The 18,702-nt window shown below is 34.8% G+C and carries 17 protein-coding genes; 5 read left to right on the top strand and 12 right to left on the bottom strand.

Annotation, left to right across the window (positions count from 1 at the left end; translation table 11 throughout):
* Positions 1–276: 276 nt before the first annotated feature.
* The 4 genes from NSQ89_RS03815 to mgtE form a co-directional block, all read right to left on the bottom strand.
* On the bottom strand, positions 277–783 hold the full coding sequence (locus NSQ89_RS03815) for a CotO family spore coat protein (RefSeq protein WP_047942429.1): 507 nt from the start codon (positions 781–783) through the stop codon (positions 277–279).
* A 183-nt stretch (positions 784–966) separates the two neighbouring features.
* Positions 967–1,740 carry an enoyl-ACP reductase FabI gene (fabI, locus tag NSQ89_RS03810; protein WP_047942430.1) on the bottom strand — a complete coding sequence of 258 codons (774 nt, stop codon included), beginning with the start codon at positions 1,738–1,740 and terminating at the stop codon, positions 967–969.
* Between the two features lie 263 nt (positions 1,741–2,003).
* The gene (locus NSQ89_RS03805; protein ID WP_047942431.1) at positions 2,004–3,857 is read right to left on the bottom strand and encodes a monovalent cation:proton antiporter family protein; all 1,854 of its coding nucleotides are present in this window, start codon (positions 3,855–3,857) and stop codon (positions 2,004–2,006) included.
* A 20-nt stretch (positions 3,858–3,877) separates the two neighbouring features.
* Positions 3,878–5,248 carry a magnesium transporter gene (gene mgtE, locus NSQ89_RS03800; RefSeq protein WP_047942432.1) on the bottom strand — a complete coding sequence of 457 codons (1,371 nt, stop codon included), beginning with the start codon at positions 5,246–5,248 and terminating at the stop codon, positions 3,878–3,880.
* A 181-nt stretch (positions 5,249–5,429) separates the two neighbouring features.
* On the opposite strand from mgtE, the gene prpE reads away from it, so the two are divergent.
* Positions 5,430–6,188 carry a bis(5'-nucleosyl)-tetraphosphatase PrpE gene (gene prpE / locus NSQ89_RS03795; protein WP_047942433.1) on the top strand — a complete coding sequence of 253 codons (759 nt, stop codon included), beginning with the start codon at positions 5,430–5,432 and terminating at the stop codon, positions 6,186–6,188.
* A gap of 40 nt (positions 6,189–6,228) precedes the next feature.
* Here the strand turns inward: prpE and NSQ89_RS03790 are convergent, their stop codons facing one another.
* From NSQ89_RS03790 to NSQ89_RS03775, 4 genes are all read right to left on the bottom strand, one after another.
* Positions 6,229–7,113 (bottom strand): RluA family pseudouridine synthase, encoded by an 885-nt coding sequence (locus NSQ89_RS03790; RefSeq protein ID WP_061797851.1) that lies wholly within the window; start codon positions 7,111–7,113, stop codon positions 6,229–6,231.
* Positions 7,114–7,158: 45 nt separating this feature from the next.
* A complete protein-coding gene (locus NSQ89_RS03785; RefSeq protein WP_047942434.1) occupies positions 7,159–7,953 on the bottom strand; it encodes an NAD kinase in 795 nt (264 codons plus the stop codon).
* A gap of 78 nt (positions 7,954–8,031) precedes the next feature.
* Positions 8,032–8,664 carry a GTP pyrophosphokinase gene (locus NSQ89_RS03780; RefSeq protein ID WP_047942435.1) on the bottom strand — a complete coding sequence of 211 codons (633 nt, stop codon included), beginning with the start codon at positions 8,662–8,664 and terminating at the stop codon, positions 8,032–8,034.
* Between the two features lie 149 nt (positions 8,665–8,813).
* Entirely contained in the window at positions 8,814–9,182 is a 369-nt protein-coding gene (locus NSQ89_RS03775) for a UPF0738 family protein (RefSeq protein WP_061797435.1), read from the bottom strand.
* Between the two features lie 491 nt (positions 9,183–9,673).
* On the opposite strand from NSQ89_RS03775, the gene NSQ89_RS03770 reads away from it, so the two are divergent.
* From NSQ89_RS03770 to NSQ89_RS03755, 4 genes are all read left to right on the top strand, one after another.
* Entirely contained in the window at positions 9,674–10,261 is a 588-nt protein-coding gene (locus tag NSQ89_RS03770; RefSeq protein ID WP_047942437.1) for a CYTH domain-containing protein, read from the top strand.
* 159 nt (positions 10,262–10,420) lie between these two features.
* Positions 10,421–11,047, top strand: a complete 627-nt coding sequence (locus tag NSQ89_RS03765; protein ID WP_047942438.1) for a lytic transglycosylase domain-containing protein — start codon at positions 10,421–10,423, stop codon at positions 11,045–11,047.
* A gap of 106 nt (positions 11,048–11,153) precedes the next feature.
* The gene (locus tag NSQ89_RS03760; RefSeq protein WP_047942439.1) at positions 11,154–11,561 is read left to right on the top strand and encodes a globin domain-containing protein; all 408 of its coding nucleotides are present in this window, start codon (positions 11,154–11,156) and stop codon (positions 11,559–11,561) included.
* Positions 11,561–12,433 carry a ClpXP adapter SpxH family protein gene (locus NSQ89_RS03755; RefSeq protein WP_047942441.1) on the top strand — a complete coding sequence of 291 codons (873 nt, stop codon included), beginning with the start codon at positions 11,561–11,563 and terminating at the stop codon, positions 12,431–12,433. The genes NSQ89_RS03760 and NSQ89_RS03755 overlap by 1 nt, the downstream gene beginning before the upstream one ends.
* A 332-nt stretch (positions 12,434–12,765) precedes the next feature.
* Here the strand turns inward: NSQ89_RS03755 and pepF are convergent, their stop codons facing one another.
* The 4 genes from pepF to mecA form a co-directional block, all read right to left on the bottom strand.
* Positions 12,766–14,589 (bottom strand): oligoendopeptidase F, encoded by a 1,824-nt coding sequence (pepF, locus tag NSQ89_RS03750; protein WP_336045275.1) that lies wholly within the window; start codon positions 14,587–14,589, stop codon positions 12,766–12,768.
* Positions 14,590–14,768: 179 nt separating this feature from the next.
* A complete protein-coding gene (locus tag NSQ89_RS03745; protein WP_251688802.1) occupies positions 14,769–15,938 on the bottom strand; it encodes a competence protein CoiA in 1,170 nt (389 codons plus the stop codon).
* A 199-nt stretch (positions 15,939–16,137) separates the two neighbouring features.
* Positions 16,138–17,655, bottom strand: coding sequence for a cardiolipin synthase (gene cls, locus NSQ89_RS03740; protein ID WP_336045288.1), 1,518 nt, complete (start codon positions 17,653–17,655; stop codon positions 16,138–16,140).
* A gap of 294 nt (positions 17,656–17,949) precedes the next feature.
* A complete protein-coding gene (mecA, locus tag NSQ89_RS03735; protein ID WP_047942445.1) occupies positions 17,950–18,612 on the bottom strand; it encodes an adaptor protein MecA in 663 nt (220 codons plus the stop codon).
* Positions 18,613–18,702: the final 90 nt, after the last annotated feature.

Below are 18,702 nucleotides of genomic sequence, written 5' to 3'. Positions count from 1 at the left end.
GTTATCAGACGAGTTTGATTCTATATGTTCACAAATTTGTTGAATATTGTATCGTGAAGTTTATTACTCCTTAAATCCTCCCTAATTCTTAAGCATTTTTTATGCTTGTACAATATTCAGCTTTTATAACTTCGATAAATAAAAAAAGATTATTCCAAATGGATAAATAGTGACAAATATATCCTAGCGAGTAATATAGTGAATAATGCCGCTATTATATTGATGACACCATAATATCCAATTTGAAATAACCGTCTATTAACCGGGAAAGAATGTTTAAATACCAATCATTTTAATCTCTTCAATCGATGCTATATTTAAAGTAACGATTGTCTGATCCATTAATTTTATATCGACTTTATCTGCATTTAAATCAACAACAAATCCACGAACTTTCTCCTTAGCAGTTACAACCAAACATGGGACTGGAGGTAACTGTTTTGGAAAATGAAGTAAGTACTCTAATTTCTCGACAATTCCCATTTCTTTAAAGCTTTTTAATCGTTTAAAGGCGGGTTTTCTTGGTACTTTTTCCACTTGCTGTTCCTGATAGGTTTGAATTTGTTCTTGCACATTTGTAGTGCCTTGTTTTTCGACTCCTTCTTTCACAGAATCTTTTTTCGCTTTTACTTCTTGGAGCGCCTCTTCCTTCTGCTTTTTTTCCATCAGCTCTTTGTATTGTTTCTGTTTAGAAATATTTGCTGAATAGCTTACTTGCATATTGCCCTTCATCGTTTTTGTGCCTGACTGAGAAAGATAAGGTTTACTATTCTCACTATACATCTTTATCACCTCCTAAAACAGATAACACAAAATTTATAGGATTCATCCTAATGTATGCATGATTCGCCTAATATGTAACTTGAAATAACAAAAAAAGAAAGGTAGTACAAAGAGTAGAATTGGCGCAAAGAAAAAGAACAAAAAAAAGACAGTCAATCAACTGATCGGCTGTCTTGTATGAAATTAACCAACAATATGGAAACCTGAGTCAACATGAATGTTTTCTCCTGTTATCCCTCTTGCTAAATCACTGAATAAGAATAATGCTGTATCGCCTACTTCTTCTGGAGTAGTTGTTCTTCTAAGTGGAGAACGTTCTTCAATTTCTTTAAGAATGGAATTGAAATCACTGATTCCTTTTGCTGATAATGTACGAATTGGACCTGCAGAAATAGAGTTAACTCGAATCCCTTCTTTTCCTAGGTCAGCAGCTAAGTAACGAACACTAGCATCTAATGAAGCTTTAGCAACACCCATTACATTATAATTTCTAATAGCGCGCTCTCCGCCTAAATAAGTAAGTGTAACAATGCTTCCCCCTTCTGTCATTAACCCTTTAGCTTCTTTTGCTACAGCAGTTAAAGAATAAGAGCTAATATTATGGGCAAGCAAGAATCCGTCTCTTGTTGTATTCATATAGTCACCTTGCAGCTCTTCTTTATGAGCAAAAGCAATACAATGAGCAATGCCATGAATAGTTCCTACTTCTTTTTTTATTGTTTCAAAACAAGTAGCAATCTCTTGGTCATTAGTAACATCGCATGGTAAAACAATACTATCTGTTGAATCTAAAGTTGCAACAAGGTCACGAACGCTTTTTTCTAATCTTTCCCCTGCATAAGTAAAAATTAAACGAGCACCTGCTTTATGCAAGGAAGTCGCAATTCCCCATGCAATACTTCTTTTATTCGCAACACCCATAACTACATAGGTTTTGCCTTTTAACGAAAAAGTCATTCTTATTCCTCCTATATACTATTACAAGTTATTAGTACCTAGTACTAATTTTACTACAAAAACGCAAAAAAAGAAAGCACTGTTGTAATAGGCGATTTAATCATTTTCTTCTATTTAAAAAACTCTATCATTTCTTTCAGCAAAAACTATTCATTAACCCCATCTTCCCTTTATCTACTTTCATTCCCATTAAAAGGAACCAAACTCTGAAAAAAGCTTTCTCTTCCTTTTATCAAAAGAAAGAGAAAGCTTGGTTTACTTGCTTACTTATAATTAAACTCTAGTTGGCGTTTTAATTCTGTTACATACGAGTGTGATCCTGTAACAAGAAGATGATCATTAAGCTGTAATTCTGTATCTCCATGTGGAATAACAAAATCAGAGCCTCTGAAAATGCGAACGAAAATAACGTCTCCCGTAAATGGGAATGAGCGCAAGGACATCCCTTCAAATTCTTTGTTTCTTAAAGTAATCTCATGTAATGCTGTTTCCGTATTACCAAGTAAGGCAAATATATTTGGTGATTGAATTAATGCCGTTAATAATGCCTTCGTTGAAGTAAGCATAGAGAAAACTTCGATATCTTCTCTGCGCAGCACTTCTTCTTTCTCCATGTTCTCGACACGACAAATAACTCGGTCTACCCCTGCCCTTTTTATCATCAAGCTCATCTCAGCATTTAAGTAAGAATCTCCTGTGGAAACAACAACAATATCAGCTCCATAAATATCTGTTTGTTGCAGTATATCCTCTGAATAATTTTCCAACTCAATGATTTCAAATAGGGAGTCCGCAATTTGAAAATCATGTTTTTCTTGTTTTTTATGATAAAAAGTAACATCATACAATGTGGACTTTAACTCTTGATAAACCTGCATGGTTACCTGATTAACCCCAATAATAGAAACATTTATCACTTTTTCACGTGCAGCCTCTTTAGGGAATAGCTTTTTAAAGACAACTGGCGTAATGATACAAGAAATAATCGCTACCAGAATAAAAGTACCACTCATTTGGGTAGTAATAATATTCAATCGTTCCCCAATTGTCGCTGCTGCAATTACAAGGGATAAGGTTGAAGTTAATAAAAATCCAGATGCAACAATTGTTTTAGTATCATACCATTTTTTTAAATAATAGATTGGCAGCAGCTTACTTACTAATAATGCCACTAATAGTAATGGGATAAATAGCAATAGTTTAAGATCAGTAAATAATGACCATATATCCATCTCCACACCAATCATCACAAAGAATATAGGAATTAGAAATCCATAACCAAAGGAATCAAGCTGATGAACCAATTCCTCATTTGGCGATAATAATGACACTAGGACCCCTGCCAAGAAAGCCCCCAAGATATGCTCAGCTCCAACAGATTCGGAAAGTGCAACAAGAAAAATGATTAGTGCAAATACTGCTCTCGTACCAATTTGCACGGTTCCTCGGGAAAGAGTATCCATAAATTTTTTATTTTTTATTCTTCTACCAACAAAGTAAAGAATTAACCCTGCTCCAAAAAGAATTAATAGCAGCCAAGTATTTCCTCCTGATTCATGGATAGAAGCAAAAACAGCAAGCAAAATCATCGTGACTAAGTCTGCAATTACAGCCACTAGCAAAATAATTTGCCCAATAACTGATTTCATTATATTTGCTTCTTTTAAAGTAGGTACTACAACTCCTAAAGAGATAGTTGCAATAATTATTGTCATTAAGAAAGTACTATCAACAAAACCAGCGAATACAAACAAGAAGCTTAATCCAATGGAAAGAACGAGAATTGCTGCAAAAATAATAATTGCCGTTTGAAAGGATTTTGGCTCCAATTCTCCATTAGGCAGAGTCTCTCTTTTTTTCTTACTAGAGAAAGCAGAAAAGTCTATCTCTAACCCACTTAAAAACATTAAAAAGATAAATCCTAATGTTGATAGCGTTTCTAGCCACATATCCTGTTCGACTAGATTAAATCCGCTTTTTCCTATAATTAATCCCATCAAAATTTCGGCAACAACTACCGGAATGACATTCAATTTAAGTCGCTGCAAAATAATGGGGGTTAATAGAGCTACCGTCACCACGATAACTAGTGATGCGAAAGATGCACCATGTGCCATCACTATCCCTCCTTTTTTTTCTAATTTGTTAAATAACTCATAAACATTGTTGCCATACCAAAATAAATCAAAATACTGATGATATCATTTATTGTCGTAATAAACGGCCCTGAGGCAACGGCTGGATCAATTTTAAATTTATGCATAATAAGAGGAATGATTGCCCCAGCTATTGTAGCAACAATTAGTGTTCCAAGAATCGAAATGCCCACTAGCATTCCTAAAAAGAAATCACCCTTCCATATATACACCACAACCATTACAAGCAACCCACAGATTGTTCCGGTAATAAGCCCTGTCCCCGCTTCTCTTCCTATTAACTTCCAACTGCTTTCTTTGCCAATATTCCCAGTAGCTATCCCACGAACGGCTACAGCTAAGGCTTGTGTTCCGGTATTTCCAGCCATTCCTGCAATAAGCGGAATAAATACAGCAAGGATAGCAACTTGGTCTAATGTTTTTTCAAATCGACCAATTAAGCTTGCAGTAAACATGCCAAGAAATAATAAGATAATTAGCCATGGCAATCTCTTTTTAGCAGCAGAAAAGGGATGCTGGTCAACGAAATCCATGTTTGAAACAGCAGCAAATTTAGAATAATCCTCCGAAGCCTCTTCTTGCATGACGTCTACAATATCATCAATGGTAATAATCCCAAGCAGCCTTTTTTGAAAATCAACCACAGGCAATGCCAAGAAATCATAGTCTTGCATTTTTCTTGCTACTTCCTCTTGGTCTTCACTTACAGAAACAGAATAAATGCGATCATTCATAATTTCCTTTATGAGCGTCTGATTATCACTAACAATTAAACTTCGCAACGAGACAACGCCTACTAATTGCTTTTGTTCATTAACAACATATATATAGTAGATTGTTTCCGCATTAGGAGCTTCTCTTTTCAGGATCTCCATAGCAGATGCTACCGTTTGTTCTGCAGATAAACTAATGTAGTCAACTGTCATAATACTCCCGGCTGTAGACTCTTCATAGTGCATAAGTGCTTTAAGACGTGCCGTAGTCGGCTGATCCATTATTGCCAAATAGCTTTCTACTTGCTCTTTATCCAACACATTTAAAATATCGACAGCATCATCAACGGACATATTCGCTAATGTCTCTGCAACGTAATCGGGTAATAGTTTAGCAAACAACGCTTGATATTCCCAATTATCCATTTGTAAGTTCTCGAACATCTCTGCAATTTCACTTGGAGCTAAATATTCAAAAACTTGAGCTCTTTCTTCGATCTCCATTTCCTTAAAAAATGAAGCTTGATCATATGGATGTAAATCAAGGAAATTTTTTCGGAATTCTTGTAAGTTTTCATTTTGTAAAGAATGGAGAATTACAGCATGCTGTGCTTCATTTGTTAATATTTTCTCTACCATCTAGTTCTTCCTCCTCTCATAAAAAAATAATATGATTTTTATAGTAACAAAAGATAAACGATTTGTCTTTTATTTATACATAAACAAATTACTCTCTTTATAATTCCCCAAATAGAGAAACAATTAACAAAAATGCACATTATAGCAATTGGGTATAGTAAAAGGTAAAGGAGTGATTTTAATGAAGCTTGATATCATTGGAGATATCCATGGATGTTACGAGGAATTTACGCTTTTAACTGAAAAATTAGGCTATAGTTGGGACCAAGGTTATCCTTTGCATCCAGCAGGAAGAAAGCTTGCCTTTGTTGGTGATTTAACAGATCGAGGTCCCGCTTCCTTAGCGGTTATCGAAACGGTTTATTTATTAGTTAAGAAAGAGTTAGCTTATTATGTACCTGGAAACCATTGTGATAAACTATACCGTTTCTTCTTAGGAAGAAAGGTAAAAATTGCCCATGGCTTGGAAACAACTGTTGCCGAATGGGAGCAATTAAATAAAAAGGAACAACAAAGAATAAGAAGGATGTTTAAAGAGTTATACGAAAATGCACCATTATACCATATCTTAGACAATCAAAAAATTGTCATTGCCCATGCAGGTATTCGTGAAGATTATATTGGACAGTACCATAATAAAGTAAAAACCTTTGTGCTTTATGGCGATATCACCGGAGAGGTTCATGGGAACGGTTCTCCTGTAAGAAGAGATTGGGCCAAAAAGTATAAAGGAAAACCGATTGTTGTATATGGACACACCCCTGTGCGAAATGTAAGAGAAATGAATCGAACATACAACATAGATACCGGCGCGGTCTTCGGAGGGAAATTAACGGCACTTCAATATCCAGAACTAACTGTTGAATCTGTGTGTTCCAGTATGCCTCTTATAGATGAAAAATTTCGCACATTCGATACAGAAACAGCAAAGAATCATTAATTCAGTTTAGCAAAATAAGTAAAAAGAGTGAAGGTTCCTTTTAAATGGATTCTTCACTCTTTTTTAATTTCTGTTCGAGCCTTTTCATATCATCAGGGAGATCAACTGTAAAAGTAATCGATTGTTTCGTCACAGGATGCGTAAACTTAAGATAAAAACAATGTAGAGCTTGCCGATTTATCCAATCTCGTTTTCCTCCATATAAATCGTCACCTAAAAGCGGATGTCCCTGATAAGCTAGATGAACACGAATCTGGTGCGTTCTTCCAGTCTCTAAAGACAATTCCACAAGAGATAAATGCTTATCCTGTGCTAATACACGATATTGTGTAATGGCTGATTGGCCATCTTTCCTTACTTCTCTTTTAATAATACTGTCCGAGCATCTGCCAATTGGCTCATTAATGGTAGCAGCTAACGGAGAAATTTGCCCTTCAGCAAAAGCGAGATATTTTCTTTTTACATCACCGCCTTTTTGCTGTTCACTAAGTAAATGGTGAATGTGACGATGTTTCGCAATCAGCACTAATCCAGATGTATCCCGATCTAATCTCGTGACAATATGGGTTGTTGCTTCAATTCCTTGCTTTTGATAGTAGCCTACTAAAGCATTAGCCAAACTACCACTAGGATGCTCTCTTGATGGTATCGTATTCATCCCATATTCTTTTTGTACAATTAATAGATACTCATCCTCAAAGACAATGTTTAACAAGATCTGTTCTGGAATTAAGCCGCTACTAGGCAGCTCCGGTGGAAAAGAAACCACTAATTGATCGCCTTCCTTTAACGTATAGCGAACATTTTCTTCTTTTTCGTTAACAAGAATCTTCCCACCCTTAAACTTTATATCTGTTATAGCTGCCTTAGAAATTTGTTGAGTCTTCAAAAATTCCTTAATGGTCATGCCTTTTTCCTGCTGCATAACCCACTCTAACGTAAAGCTCAAGCTATCGCTCCTGTCTCTTTCTTATTCAGAAATGAAAGAATCATGTACTCGTTTCCAAAACGGAAACGGTCGAAACCTTGCAAACCGTACTTTTTCTTCTGCTACTCGATATTGAATCGAATGTACTTTTTTATGTAATAGATTCAAATGATCAATAGAGATTTGAAAATTAGGTTCATTTACTGGCTTTAATACACATGTATGATGTTTCGGTAAAATTAATGGGGAGCCAACCGTTCGAAAGACTCTATTATTTATAGAAGCCATTTCTGCCAACTGTATTGCTTCAATGGAAGGATGCACAATCGCTCCGCCTAAAGCTTTATTATAAGCAGTACTTCCAGAAGGGGTAGATACACAAAGACCATCCCCTCTAAATCGTTCGAAATGTTTGCCGCTCATTTCTACGTCCATGACAAAGGTTCCTTCCATACTTTTCACCGTTGATTCATTTAATGCTAAATATCTCGTTTCTTTCTCCTCATTTTGATAACGAACTATCACTTCTAAAATTGGATATTCAATAATGTTATATGGCGTTTTTGCTATCGCAATGACGAGTTTTTCTAACTCAGCTGGCGTCCAGTCTGCATAAAAACCTAAATGACCAGTATGCATCCCAACAAAGGCTGTTTTATCTAAACGATTGCTGTATCGATGAAATGCATAAAGAAGTGTCCCATCTCCCCCTACGGAGACAACAATATCCGGCTCTTCTTCATCATATTCCAATTCAAAATCAAGCAAATATTGTTTTATTATTTGGACTAAGTTTTCTGATTTCGAATCACCCTTTGAGGTAACGGCAAATTTCATAAGTTTGGTAGCTCCTCTTCTCAGTTTTTAGAAATGCAGAATATCTTTGAATTTTCTTTTGTGATTTATAACTAAAAACTACTTATTCTTATCATTTTCTTTCTTGCGGTTAAAGAAAGCCTGTGCTTCTTGAATTTCGCCCCGGATTAAAGACATTTCTTTATCTAATCGAAAGGCAGCTTCTGCAGCTCCTTGCAATCTCATTTTAATATCTTCGGGAAATTGGCCTTTATACTTATAATTTAGCGAATGTTCAATCGTCGCCCAAAAATTCATTGCAAGCGTACGAATTTGAATTTCGACTAATAGTTTCTTTTCCCCATTTATGGTTTGTACTGGATAGACAATTACCACGTGGTAAGAACGATAGCCGCTTTCTTTCCTATGTAAGATGTAATCTCTCTCTTCTACAATCTCAAAATCATTTCTTTGTCTTAATAGTTCAACAACTCTTATAATATCGTCAACAAATGGACACATCATCCGAAGTCCCGCGATATCTTGCATTTCTGTTTCTAGTTTATCTAAAGATATGCCCTTTTCATTTGCCTTATCCAATATACTTGCTATTGGTTTTACACGTCCTGTTACAAATTCTATTGGAGAATGATCATCTTCATGATCAAATTGACGTCTCATTCCTTTGAGTTTAACCTTTAGCTCATCTACCGCTTGTTTATATGGCGCCAAAAATTGATCCCACTGTTTCATATATATAACACCTCAATTCCAAGGTTCTTTTCAGACGAGGCATTTCTTTTATAGAAGATTTGTCGATTACTATCTATTTTTTTTCAAAACAGGCAGAGTTACACCATTAAAACATGTATAAATCTGCTTCTATTCAATCTAACAAATCATTATAGAAAAACGGATGAAACTCCTTTTTCCATATCCTCTCCATAATTTCCATTTCCTCGAATATTCTCAATTAAATATTCTAATTCCTCTTTGAAGTTTTCAAGCAATAAATGCCCCTTCTCATCTTTTACAAAAAATGAACTATTTGACTCTAACGCCTGTTTACAATCCTTCCATACGCTTTCCGGAATTTCTAGATAAACATATTCATTTTCCTTTTCAAGTAAATATATAAACGCAAGAGCATCAGAATCAACAAGTATTTGACCACATGCCTTCGCATTTTCTAAATTGACATCCTCTTGCAGTTGAAATACTAGTTCATTTTCCTTTTTAATCGTCTCTTTAATCTGCCATTTTTGTTTCATTATTCACCCTCCAACTATGCATATTTTACCACAACCACAAGAATTATCATAGAAAAGCGGAAGCGCCTTGTCAGCGGTGTACAAACTGGAGGACTAGCGACTGAGATAATGGAAACACGATAAGCGTCAGCGAATCGATGTTGACTTATCGTAGGGAGGTAGTCTGAAGTTTGCTAACCGCTAAGCGCTGCAGCTAGACAGATAGAAAAGCGGAAGCGCCTTGTCAGCGGTGTACAAACTAGAGGACTAGCGACTGAGATAATGGAAACACGATAAGCGTCAGCGAATCGATGTTGACTTATCGTAGGGAGGTAGTCTGAAATTTGCTAACCGCTAGGCGCTGCAGCTAGACAGATAGAAAAGCGGAAGCGCCTTGTCAGCAGTGTACAAACTGGAGGACTAACGACTGAGATAATGGAAACACGAACATAGCTTGTTTCTCTATCTCCTATTATAATAATAGACAAGAAGGTTTAAGAAAGGATCTATATATGTCTAAAAATCAAAACATTGAAATCGAATTTAAAAATATGTTAACAAAAGAAGAATATGAACTGCTCCTAACCCATTTTCAAGTGGGAAAGGAAGATTTATTTGAACAAGAAAATCATTATTTTGATACAAGTGATTTTGCTTTAAAAGCTAATCACTCCGCACTTAGAATTCGTAAAAAAAAGGCAGAATATGAATTAACATTAAAGCAACCTCATCCAGACGGGCTTCTAGAAACAAATAAAACTCTTTCCAAAGCGGAAAGCGATGATATTTTCTCTACTGGGAAAATAAATGATGAGCAAATTTCTAGTTTGTTAAGAAACATGAACATTGATCCTGCATCTATTATATATTTTGGAAGCCTACGAACAATTAGGGCAGAAAAACAAATTGGAAATGGTTTACTAGTTTTGGACCATAGTTTCTATTTAAAAAAAGAAGATTATGAGTTAGAATATGAAGTAAGCAATCGGGAAGAAGGAGAAATTTACTTTCAGGAGCTATTAGCCACCTTAAAAATTCCCGTTCGAAAAACCAAAAACAAAGTACGTAGATTTTATGAAGAAAAATATAAACAGAAGTAATTTAGTATATTAAAAAATACGATTAATTTGCTAGATTATTCTACACCATTGTACCCAGCAATAAAGTTTCTCCCCCACTTTATTGCTTCTATTTTGTTCACTGCAAAAGTGTTGTTACTTAATTGCAAATGTCTTATTTTTCGTAAATGGAGGAAAGCAATGAAAATTGATCAGTTTAAGGTAATGCTTGAACTCCAAGCTTTACAAGGTTTAAATTCACAAAACACCGGTAGTTCATCTACCCTCTTCCAAGATTTTCTGAGTAATATGTTATCATCCGAAACAAAATTAACGGATTCAATTGAAAATAATACACTAGGAGCAGCCTCCATACCATTAGGCTTAGCAAGTACTGGTTCTCTTATGCCATTAAGTTTAACAAAGCTGTCTTCTTCATCGGCAACTACCACTTCTGATTTCGATGAAATGATTAAAGCAGCAGCTGAAAAATATAACTTACCGGAAAAATTAATCAGCTCTGTTATCAAAGTGGAATCCAATTTCAATCCTAATGCAACAAGCTATGCCGGGGCATCTGGATTAATGCAGCTAATGCCGAGCACAGCAACATCATTAGGTGTGCAAAATGTTTTTAACCCATTAGACAATATTATGGGTGGCAGCAAATACTTAAAACAAATGTTAGATAAATATAACGGAAATGTTGAACTTGCTTTAGCAGCCTACAATGCTGGACCTGGTAATGTGGATAAATATGGTGGCATTCCGCCCTTTAAGGAAACACAGAATTATGTAGCTAAAGTAACGCAGCATTATACGGCATAATTTCCCTCTCGACCTGTTTACAAGCTATTTATTTGTACAATGAAATATCGATTGTTACAATATAGTTAAAGTACTGCTATAAAAGAACGCTAAAGGAGTTTTAAATATGGTCGAGAAAATGTCGACACCTTATGAAAAAATTGGTGAAGCCACATTAAATAAACTTGTAGATGCATTCTACAATCGTGTTGGTCAACATCCTGACCTAGCTCCTATCTTCCCAAAAGATTTAACAGAAACTGCTCGTAAGCAAAAACAATTTCTTACACAATTTTTAGGTGGACCACCTCTTTACTCTAATGAACATGGACATCCAATGCTGAGAGCGAGACATTTACCTTTTCCAATAACAGAAAAGCGCGCCTTGGCATGGTTATCTTGTATGGATGAAGCCATGGAAGAAGTAGACTTAGATAGCGAAATACGAGAAGAGATTTTTTCAAGACTCGTGCTGACAGCAAAACATATGGTTAATTCGGAGGAAATTGAAACTAAAAAAGGTGATAACACGTGATGGAAAAAGACATTTCTATATCCAAGCCGAAAACAGCTGATGACAATTGCCAAGATAGAAAACCACTCGAAATATATATGTTTATCGACCCACTCTGTCCTGAATGCTGGGCGCTTGAGCCTATTATGAAAAAATTGCAGATTGAATATGGACGGTATTTCTCCCTTAAACATGTATTAAGCGGTAGACTATCTTCCTTAAATTGCAGTAAGAAGAGCAAGCATGCGAATATTGCCGAGTTTTGGGAAAAAACCGCTAGCCGTTCAGGAATGTCATGTGATGGTTCTTTATGGTTTGATAACCCTATCGTTTCCCCACACCTACCTTCCATTGCACTTAAAGCAGCAGAATTGCAGGGTCGGAAATCTGGGATGAAATTCTTGCGAAAATTACAAGAACTATTATTTCTAGAGAAAAAGAATATTGCTACCTTTGAAGTTCTTAAGTCCTGTGCTAAAAGTGTAGGAATCGATGTAATAGAATTTATATCAGATATTCATTCAAATAGTGCAGCTAAAGCTTTTCAATGTGATTTAAAAATTACACGGGAAATGGAAGTAAATGAAATACCAACATTAGTCTTCTTTAATGAGAATATTGAAGACGAAGGCATAAAAGTTACTGGTTACTATCCATATGAGGTATATGTACAAATTATCGAGGAAATGCTGCAGATTCAGCCAGAAAAAGCAGCTCCACCTCCACTAGAAAACTTTTTAGAATGCTTTAAACTTGTTGCATCAAAGGAATTATCTGTTGTTTATAATAAATCCATTCAAGAAATTGAAAAAGAAATGAAGAAATTGCAATTACGACAACTAGTAGAACAAATACCAGCTAAATATGGGGTATTTTGGAAATATATCGGTTAAAACTGGGGGATGTGGTAATCTATAAAGATGCCATGTCTATTTTTTTATTATTGAAAAGACGAAAAAAATAAAAAAGGACTTGCTGTCTCAAGGCAAGGCCTTTTTTACTTTTACGAACAAAGGGGATGGGAGAAATTTTTCACGGTCAAACAAAGGGGTATAAGTTTGTTTGTGATTAACTTCACAACTAAATAGTATCATAATTTAATTATATTCTGCAATACAACTGGGATGATGTTCACAAAATCTTCATAAATTCAAACTGATCGCAAACGAAAAAAAGCGTGTAATAGAGTTTTCCTCTAACACACGCTTTACTATTCTTAAGTCAATTAAATTTCGTTTAATAAGCTTTCCATCTCATTCAATTTTTCTTCAAAAACTTGGCATGCCTCTTCGATTGGCGTTTTGCTTGTCATATCCACTCCAGCTTTTTTAAGTACTTCAATTGGATAATCAGAACTTCCAGCCTTTAAGAACTCAATATATCGTTCCACTGCCGGTGTCCCCTCTTCTAATATTTGTTTACTTAATGCTGTTGCAGCACTATAGCCAGTTGCATATTGATATACATAGAAATTATAGTAGAAATGCGGAATTCTTGACCACTCTAAGCCAATTTCCTCATCAATAATAATATCTTCTTCCCCAAAATACTTCTGATTTAAAGCATAGTATTCCTTTGTCAGTAAATCAGCAGTTAATGGCTCATTATTACTTGCTTTTTCATGAATTAATTGTTCAAATTCAGCAAACATCGTTTGACGGAATACCGTACCACGGAAGCCCTCTAAGAAATGATTCAGTAAATATAGACGCTTTTGTTTGTCAGTTATTGTTTTTAGCAAGTAATCGTTCAATAAGGATTCATTGCAAGTAGAGGCTACCTCTGCAACAAAGATGGAATAATTACCATAAGGATATGGCTGTGATTTTCTTGTATAATAGCTGTGCACAGAATGCCCGAATTCATGTGCTAACGTAAATAGATTGTTTACATTATCCTGCCAGTTCATTAAAATATATGGATTGGTTCCATAGGATCCAGAAGAATAAGCCCCACTTCTTTTCCCTTTATTCTCATGTACATCCACCCAGCGGTTTTCAAAGCCTTCTTTTAAGATAGACGCATATTCCTCACCAAGTGGAGCCAAGCCCTTTATTACTAATTCTTTCGCTTCTTCATAAGGAATTTCCATTTTTACGTCTTTTACTAGTGGTGTATATAAGTCATACATATGCAGTTTTTCTAGGCCAAGGACTTTTTTACGCAATTTCACATAACGATGTAATAATGGTAAATTCTTATTAATCGTTTCCACTAGATTTTCATACACTTGTTCTGGAATATTATTAGCAGCCAGTGCAGCATGTCGTGGCGAATTATAGTTTCTTATTTTCGCATTAAATGTATGACTTTTTACTTCTCCACTCAATGTGGAAGCAAATGTATTTCTAAATTTGCCATAAGTATCATAGACAGCCATAAATGCATCGCGGCGTACACGTTGATCTGCACTTTCCAGAAAGCGAGAATAACGACCATGTGTAACTTCTACTTCTTCTCCGTTTTCATCCTTAATGCTTGGAAACTCCAAATCGGCATTATTCAGCATCCCAAATGTATTGCTAGAAGAATCTAATACCTCTGATGCTTGTGCAAGCAGAGCTTCCTGTTCAGCATTTAACACATGTGGTCTTTGTAAATTGATTTCTTCTAAAGCCTTCTTATACAGCTTCAATTCATTATTTTCTTCTAAATAAGCATTGATAACTTTTTCATCAATGGATAATAATTCCGGAACCATATAAGCTAACGCACTTGCAGCATGTGCATATAAACTTTTAATACGTCCGTCTACGCCTTGATAGAAGCTATTAGTCGTATCTTGATCATAACGCATATGTGCATATGTATATAATTTCCCAAGTCTTGATAAAAGCTCATCTTGATATTGCAAAGCTTCATAAAGAACATCTGCACTTTCGGAAAGCTTCCCTTGATACTCTGTTGCTTTTTGAGATAATTTCTTTACTTCTTCAAATTCTTTATCCCATTCTTCATCACTTGCAAATATATCCTCTAATCTCCAAGTATCTTCTACTGGAACTTCATTACGCAGTGGTAATTTTTTTACTCCTGTTTCTCCTGACATATTCCATCCTCCACTCTTTTTATTTCGGAATTCGAAAATAAACATTATTAAATATTCTCCGATTTCCAAACCAATTCCTTCTTATTCTACCAAATTTTCGATCTATTTCCGATTTTAATGCATGAACAATTTTTCTACATATACATTAGCATATGTATTTTATGTTATTTCATTTATCTTTATTGCTTATTAACCAATTTTTTTAATTGTTTATAGAACATTGCTTCTTCTTGTTCCTGTATTTCATAATTTCTGATTTTCTTCTTATAAAGCATCCGATAAAAATGAGGTTTTACTTCCTCTATAACCTTCAGTTCCACCAGAATGTGTAAATATTGTTTAACCGCTTTTCTCCAGTCTGCCTCGCTTATAAAAGGAAAATCTCTTATTTTAATTTGTCTACTATCGATTCTCTTATGGAAATTCACATAAATCTTTTGAAGGGGGTATATTTTCATCTCTTCTTTAAAGCTATCAAGAAAAATAGTAGCCTGCCAATATAATGGTGCTGTTTCGAGGAGAAACCCTTCCTTTAAAGGGATTCCAATAAATGGAGGTAAGAAATGAGGATGCAGATCATGAACATACAACTCTTTTAAAAATTGATCATTTGTTTGGTAATGTATATCCTTTGTTTTTTGCCGATGAATAATCTCTCGCCAATAAGTAAAATGCCATTTTTTTCTGGGAATTAGAGGCGGCTTTCCCTCTATTTTTACTAAAGGATAGCAAAAAGTAGTCACAAAGAATTGGGAGATGGATATTGGTATTGGGTTTTGAATCAAATAAAATGCCCGGTCATATGGACAATAAGATGGCAGAAGATATTGGTTGTGGTATAAGATGAAAAACTGATAAATAAATGTAGAAAGTTTCAATTTGACTGGATTCCACTTCTTTAAATGACAAAAGCCGATAATCCAAATAGGATGAATATTTACTTTTCGATAACCTTCTGTACGTTTCTTTATTAACTGTGGAGAAATCTTAGCACATTGATATTCAATCACATACTGCTTCTTATGAAAGACAAAACTAATATCTGCCCGCTGCTTTATTTCTGGATAATAAGGCTCTACTTGGGGGTGAAGATTCAATTCAGCTAATTTCTGATATAATTGCAACTTTCCTTGTAAATGATAAGTAGACTCCGCCTCTCCATTACTTGAACAACATGCTTTCCTTTCATGGGCAAAATGTGTTATCTTTTTTTCTCCCATTTTTAAGAGAACACGACCTTTACATTCTGGACAATATAATGGAGTTTGCCGTAAGCCTTTTAAATCATCTTTCTCCTTCCTAGTGAACAAGTTGATTATTTCGCCAGCTTCTGTTATGGCTGTAAACAAAATAAATTTCCTCCTTTTCGATTTATTCTATACTTATTCTTGTTTATTCTTAGAATCCCTTCTTAAACTTTCTTCTTATTTGAATTTTCCTTCTTTTTTATAGAACATGTAACCATACGAAAAAAGAGCTCGTTTTTGCCCATTACCTTCAAATAAGTAATGAATAAATACGTGCTCTTTATATAAAATCAAAACCACTTTATAATAAAGGTGATAATAATCTTGAAGTCGATTCAAGCATTCTATAGCCATAATGTCTCTTATTAAAGGTCTTTTCTTCTAATTCGATTGATTGATTTATATCTTCCAGAAAGTCTTTTACAAGCTTTTCCGTACTTCTTGTTTTATATAAAAATGCGCTAACTTCAAAATTTAAATGAAAGCTTCTCATATCCATATTGCATGTCCCGATGGAGGCAATTTCTCCATCTACAATAATAATTTTACTATGCATAAATCCGCGGTTATATTCAAAGACCCTGACGCCGGATTCTAGTAACTCTGGGAAATAAGAGCGGGAAGCATGGAAAACAATTCTTTTATCCGGTTTACTAGGAACGAGAATACGCACATCTACACCACTTAATGAAGCAATTTTAATAGCAGAAAATATATCTTCATCTGGAATAAAGTAAGGGGTAGCAATCCAAATCGATTCTTTTGCCGTAGTAATCATACTAAAAAAGATACTTTTGATGACGCTCCATTCATTGTCAGGTCCCCCCGCAATCAACTGTACCCCACCATGCGAGTTTTCCTCAGAAATAGGCGTTAAATATTCCTCTGTCAAAAAGCTATGGTTTGTCATATAAAACCAATCTTGCAGAAAAATTAATTGTAAGGATCTAACAGCATTTCCTTTTACTAATAAATGAGTATCCCTCCAGTATCCGATCGAAGGATTTCTTCCCAAATATTCGTCGCCAATATTAAGACCGCCAACAAAACCAATATTGCCATCAATTATGATAATTTTACGATGGTTTCTGAAATTAAATTTACTATTAAAAAAAGGCATTTTAACTGGACCAAAAGCGATAACTTCAATCCCTGCCTCTTTCATCTCTACACAAAATTTTTTTGACAGCTTCCAAGAACCAACTGCATCATATAAAAATCGCACCTGGACCCCAGCTCTTGCTTTTTCAACTAATATATCCTTTATCTCCTGACCAATGGCATCATCTCTTACAATGTAATATTCTAAGTGAATATGATGTTTTGCTTTCTTCAGTTCTTTCAAAATAGCTGAAAATGTTTCCTCTCCATCTGTTAATACCTCTGTTGAGGTACCGAAGGAAATAGGCGTATTTCCAAGTTTCTCAGCTAGGTGAAATAAGTTGCGTTGATGTCCATCGAGTATCTTTCTCTTTTCTTCTCTTCTAGAACCAATTTCTTGTTCAATCTTCAGAAATGCTTCTTTATCTAGAAAATATTTTTTACGGTAAATTCTTTCTTTTCGATAGTTTCTGCCAAAGAATAGATAAAAGACAAACCCGATAATTGGAAAACTCCCCAAGACTATTAACCAGGTTAATGTTTGTGTGGGATGTCGATTTTCAAAGAAAATAACCAAACCGATAAAAACAACTGATAAACTGATCACTAAACTTAATTGTCCGTAAATTCCTCCCTGTATAGAGAAAAATATATTAAACACATAAACAAAAAGTGCTGCTACGATAAAAAATAAGCCTAACCTAGCAGTATGATTCATAATAGACACCGCCATTCTCCCAATTTACTTACATTAAGCTTAGAGTTATCTCTTTATTCCTATATATATACCCATAATTACCATAAATTACTCCACAGATGCTCCATGATCAATTTATTAGGGGAGAAACTATTCTATTTATATTAAAAATTTGCCCTTTCTTAAAGAGGTTTCTATTAATTCTGAAGGATTATTTTTCTCATAATATGCAAAGAAACTCTACAATGAATGGACACGGCCAAACATTGTAGAGCTTCTTTAATTTTTTTGTATATGATTAGAACTGCTAATAATTTAGTGAAAGTACTTTCTTAATTCCATAAAGACTTCATTCTCAATAATAACTTTACCATATTCTTGGAGAACATGAATGGTCATTTTAGAATCTTCTTGAGCATATTCAAGTAAAATACTTAATGCATTTTCTACTTCCTCTTCTGCAATTTCTTCATCAAGAAATTGGACAAATAAGTAATATTTTCCATTGTAGTTATAAAGTTTTGTATCGATTCCTTCCAGCCCTTGCATCTTGGATAAAGAAATAATATCCTCAAAGTCATTAAACGTTAAGAGGAACTCGAGACTTTCATCGAACTCTTCTTCTCCCTCTTTAATCGTAAAGTGCTGATCCATTAAATCTTCAAAACGTTCATCAATTGGTAAATCCTTTAGCTTATCCTCTGGAATAGAAATTTCAAATTTCTGTCCGTCTTTCGAAAGCTGTGCTTTTGTAACCAAGATTTCCAACCCTTTTTCTAGAGCTTGAACTTGAATCCATAATGGTCCATCAAATATGAAGTCTTCCTCTTGATGTACTTCATCCATCATTTCCCAAAACAATTCTTCACTGCGTTCCCGATTATACCAAATCTCCTCACGCTTAAATCCACGTTCTTCTATATCAATATACGAAATATAAAACTTTACTGTATGATCATTAATTCTTTCAATTTCCATACGCTAACACTCCCTTCAGACTATGATGGAAGGGACAAGAGACCCCCATACAGATTGTTTTATTTCTTACAAGTAAATATTCTGAAATAA

Source organism: Niallia sp. FSL R7-0648 (assembly GCF_038007005.1).
GTDB classification, from domain to species: Bacteria; Bacillota; Bacilli; order Bacillales; family Cytobacillaceae; genus Niallia; species Niallia circulans.
This window is presented reverse-complemented; position numbering and strand designations above follow the sequence as displayed.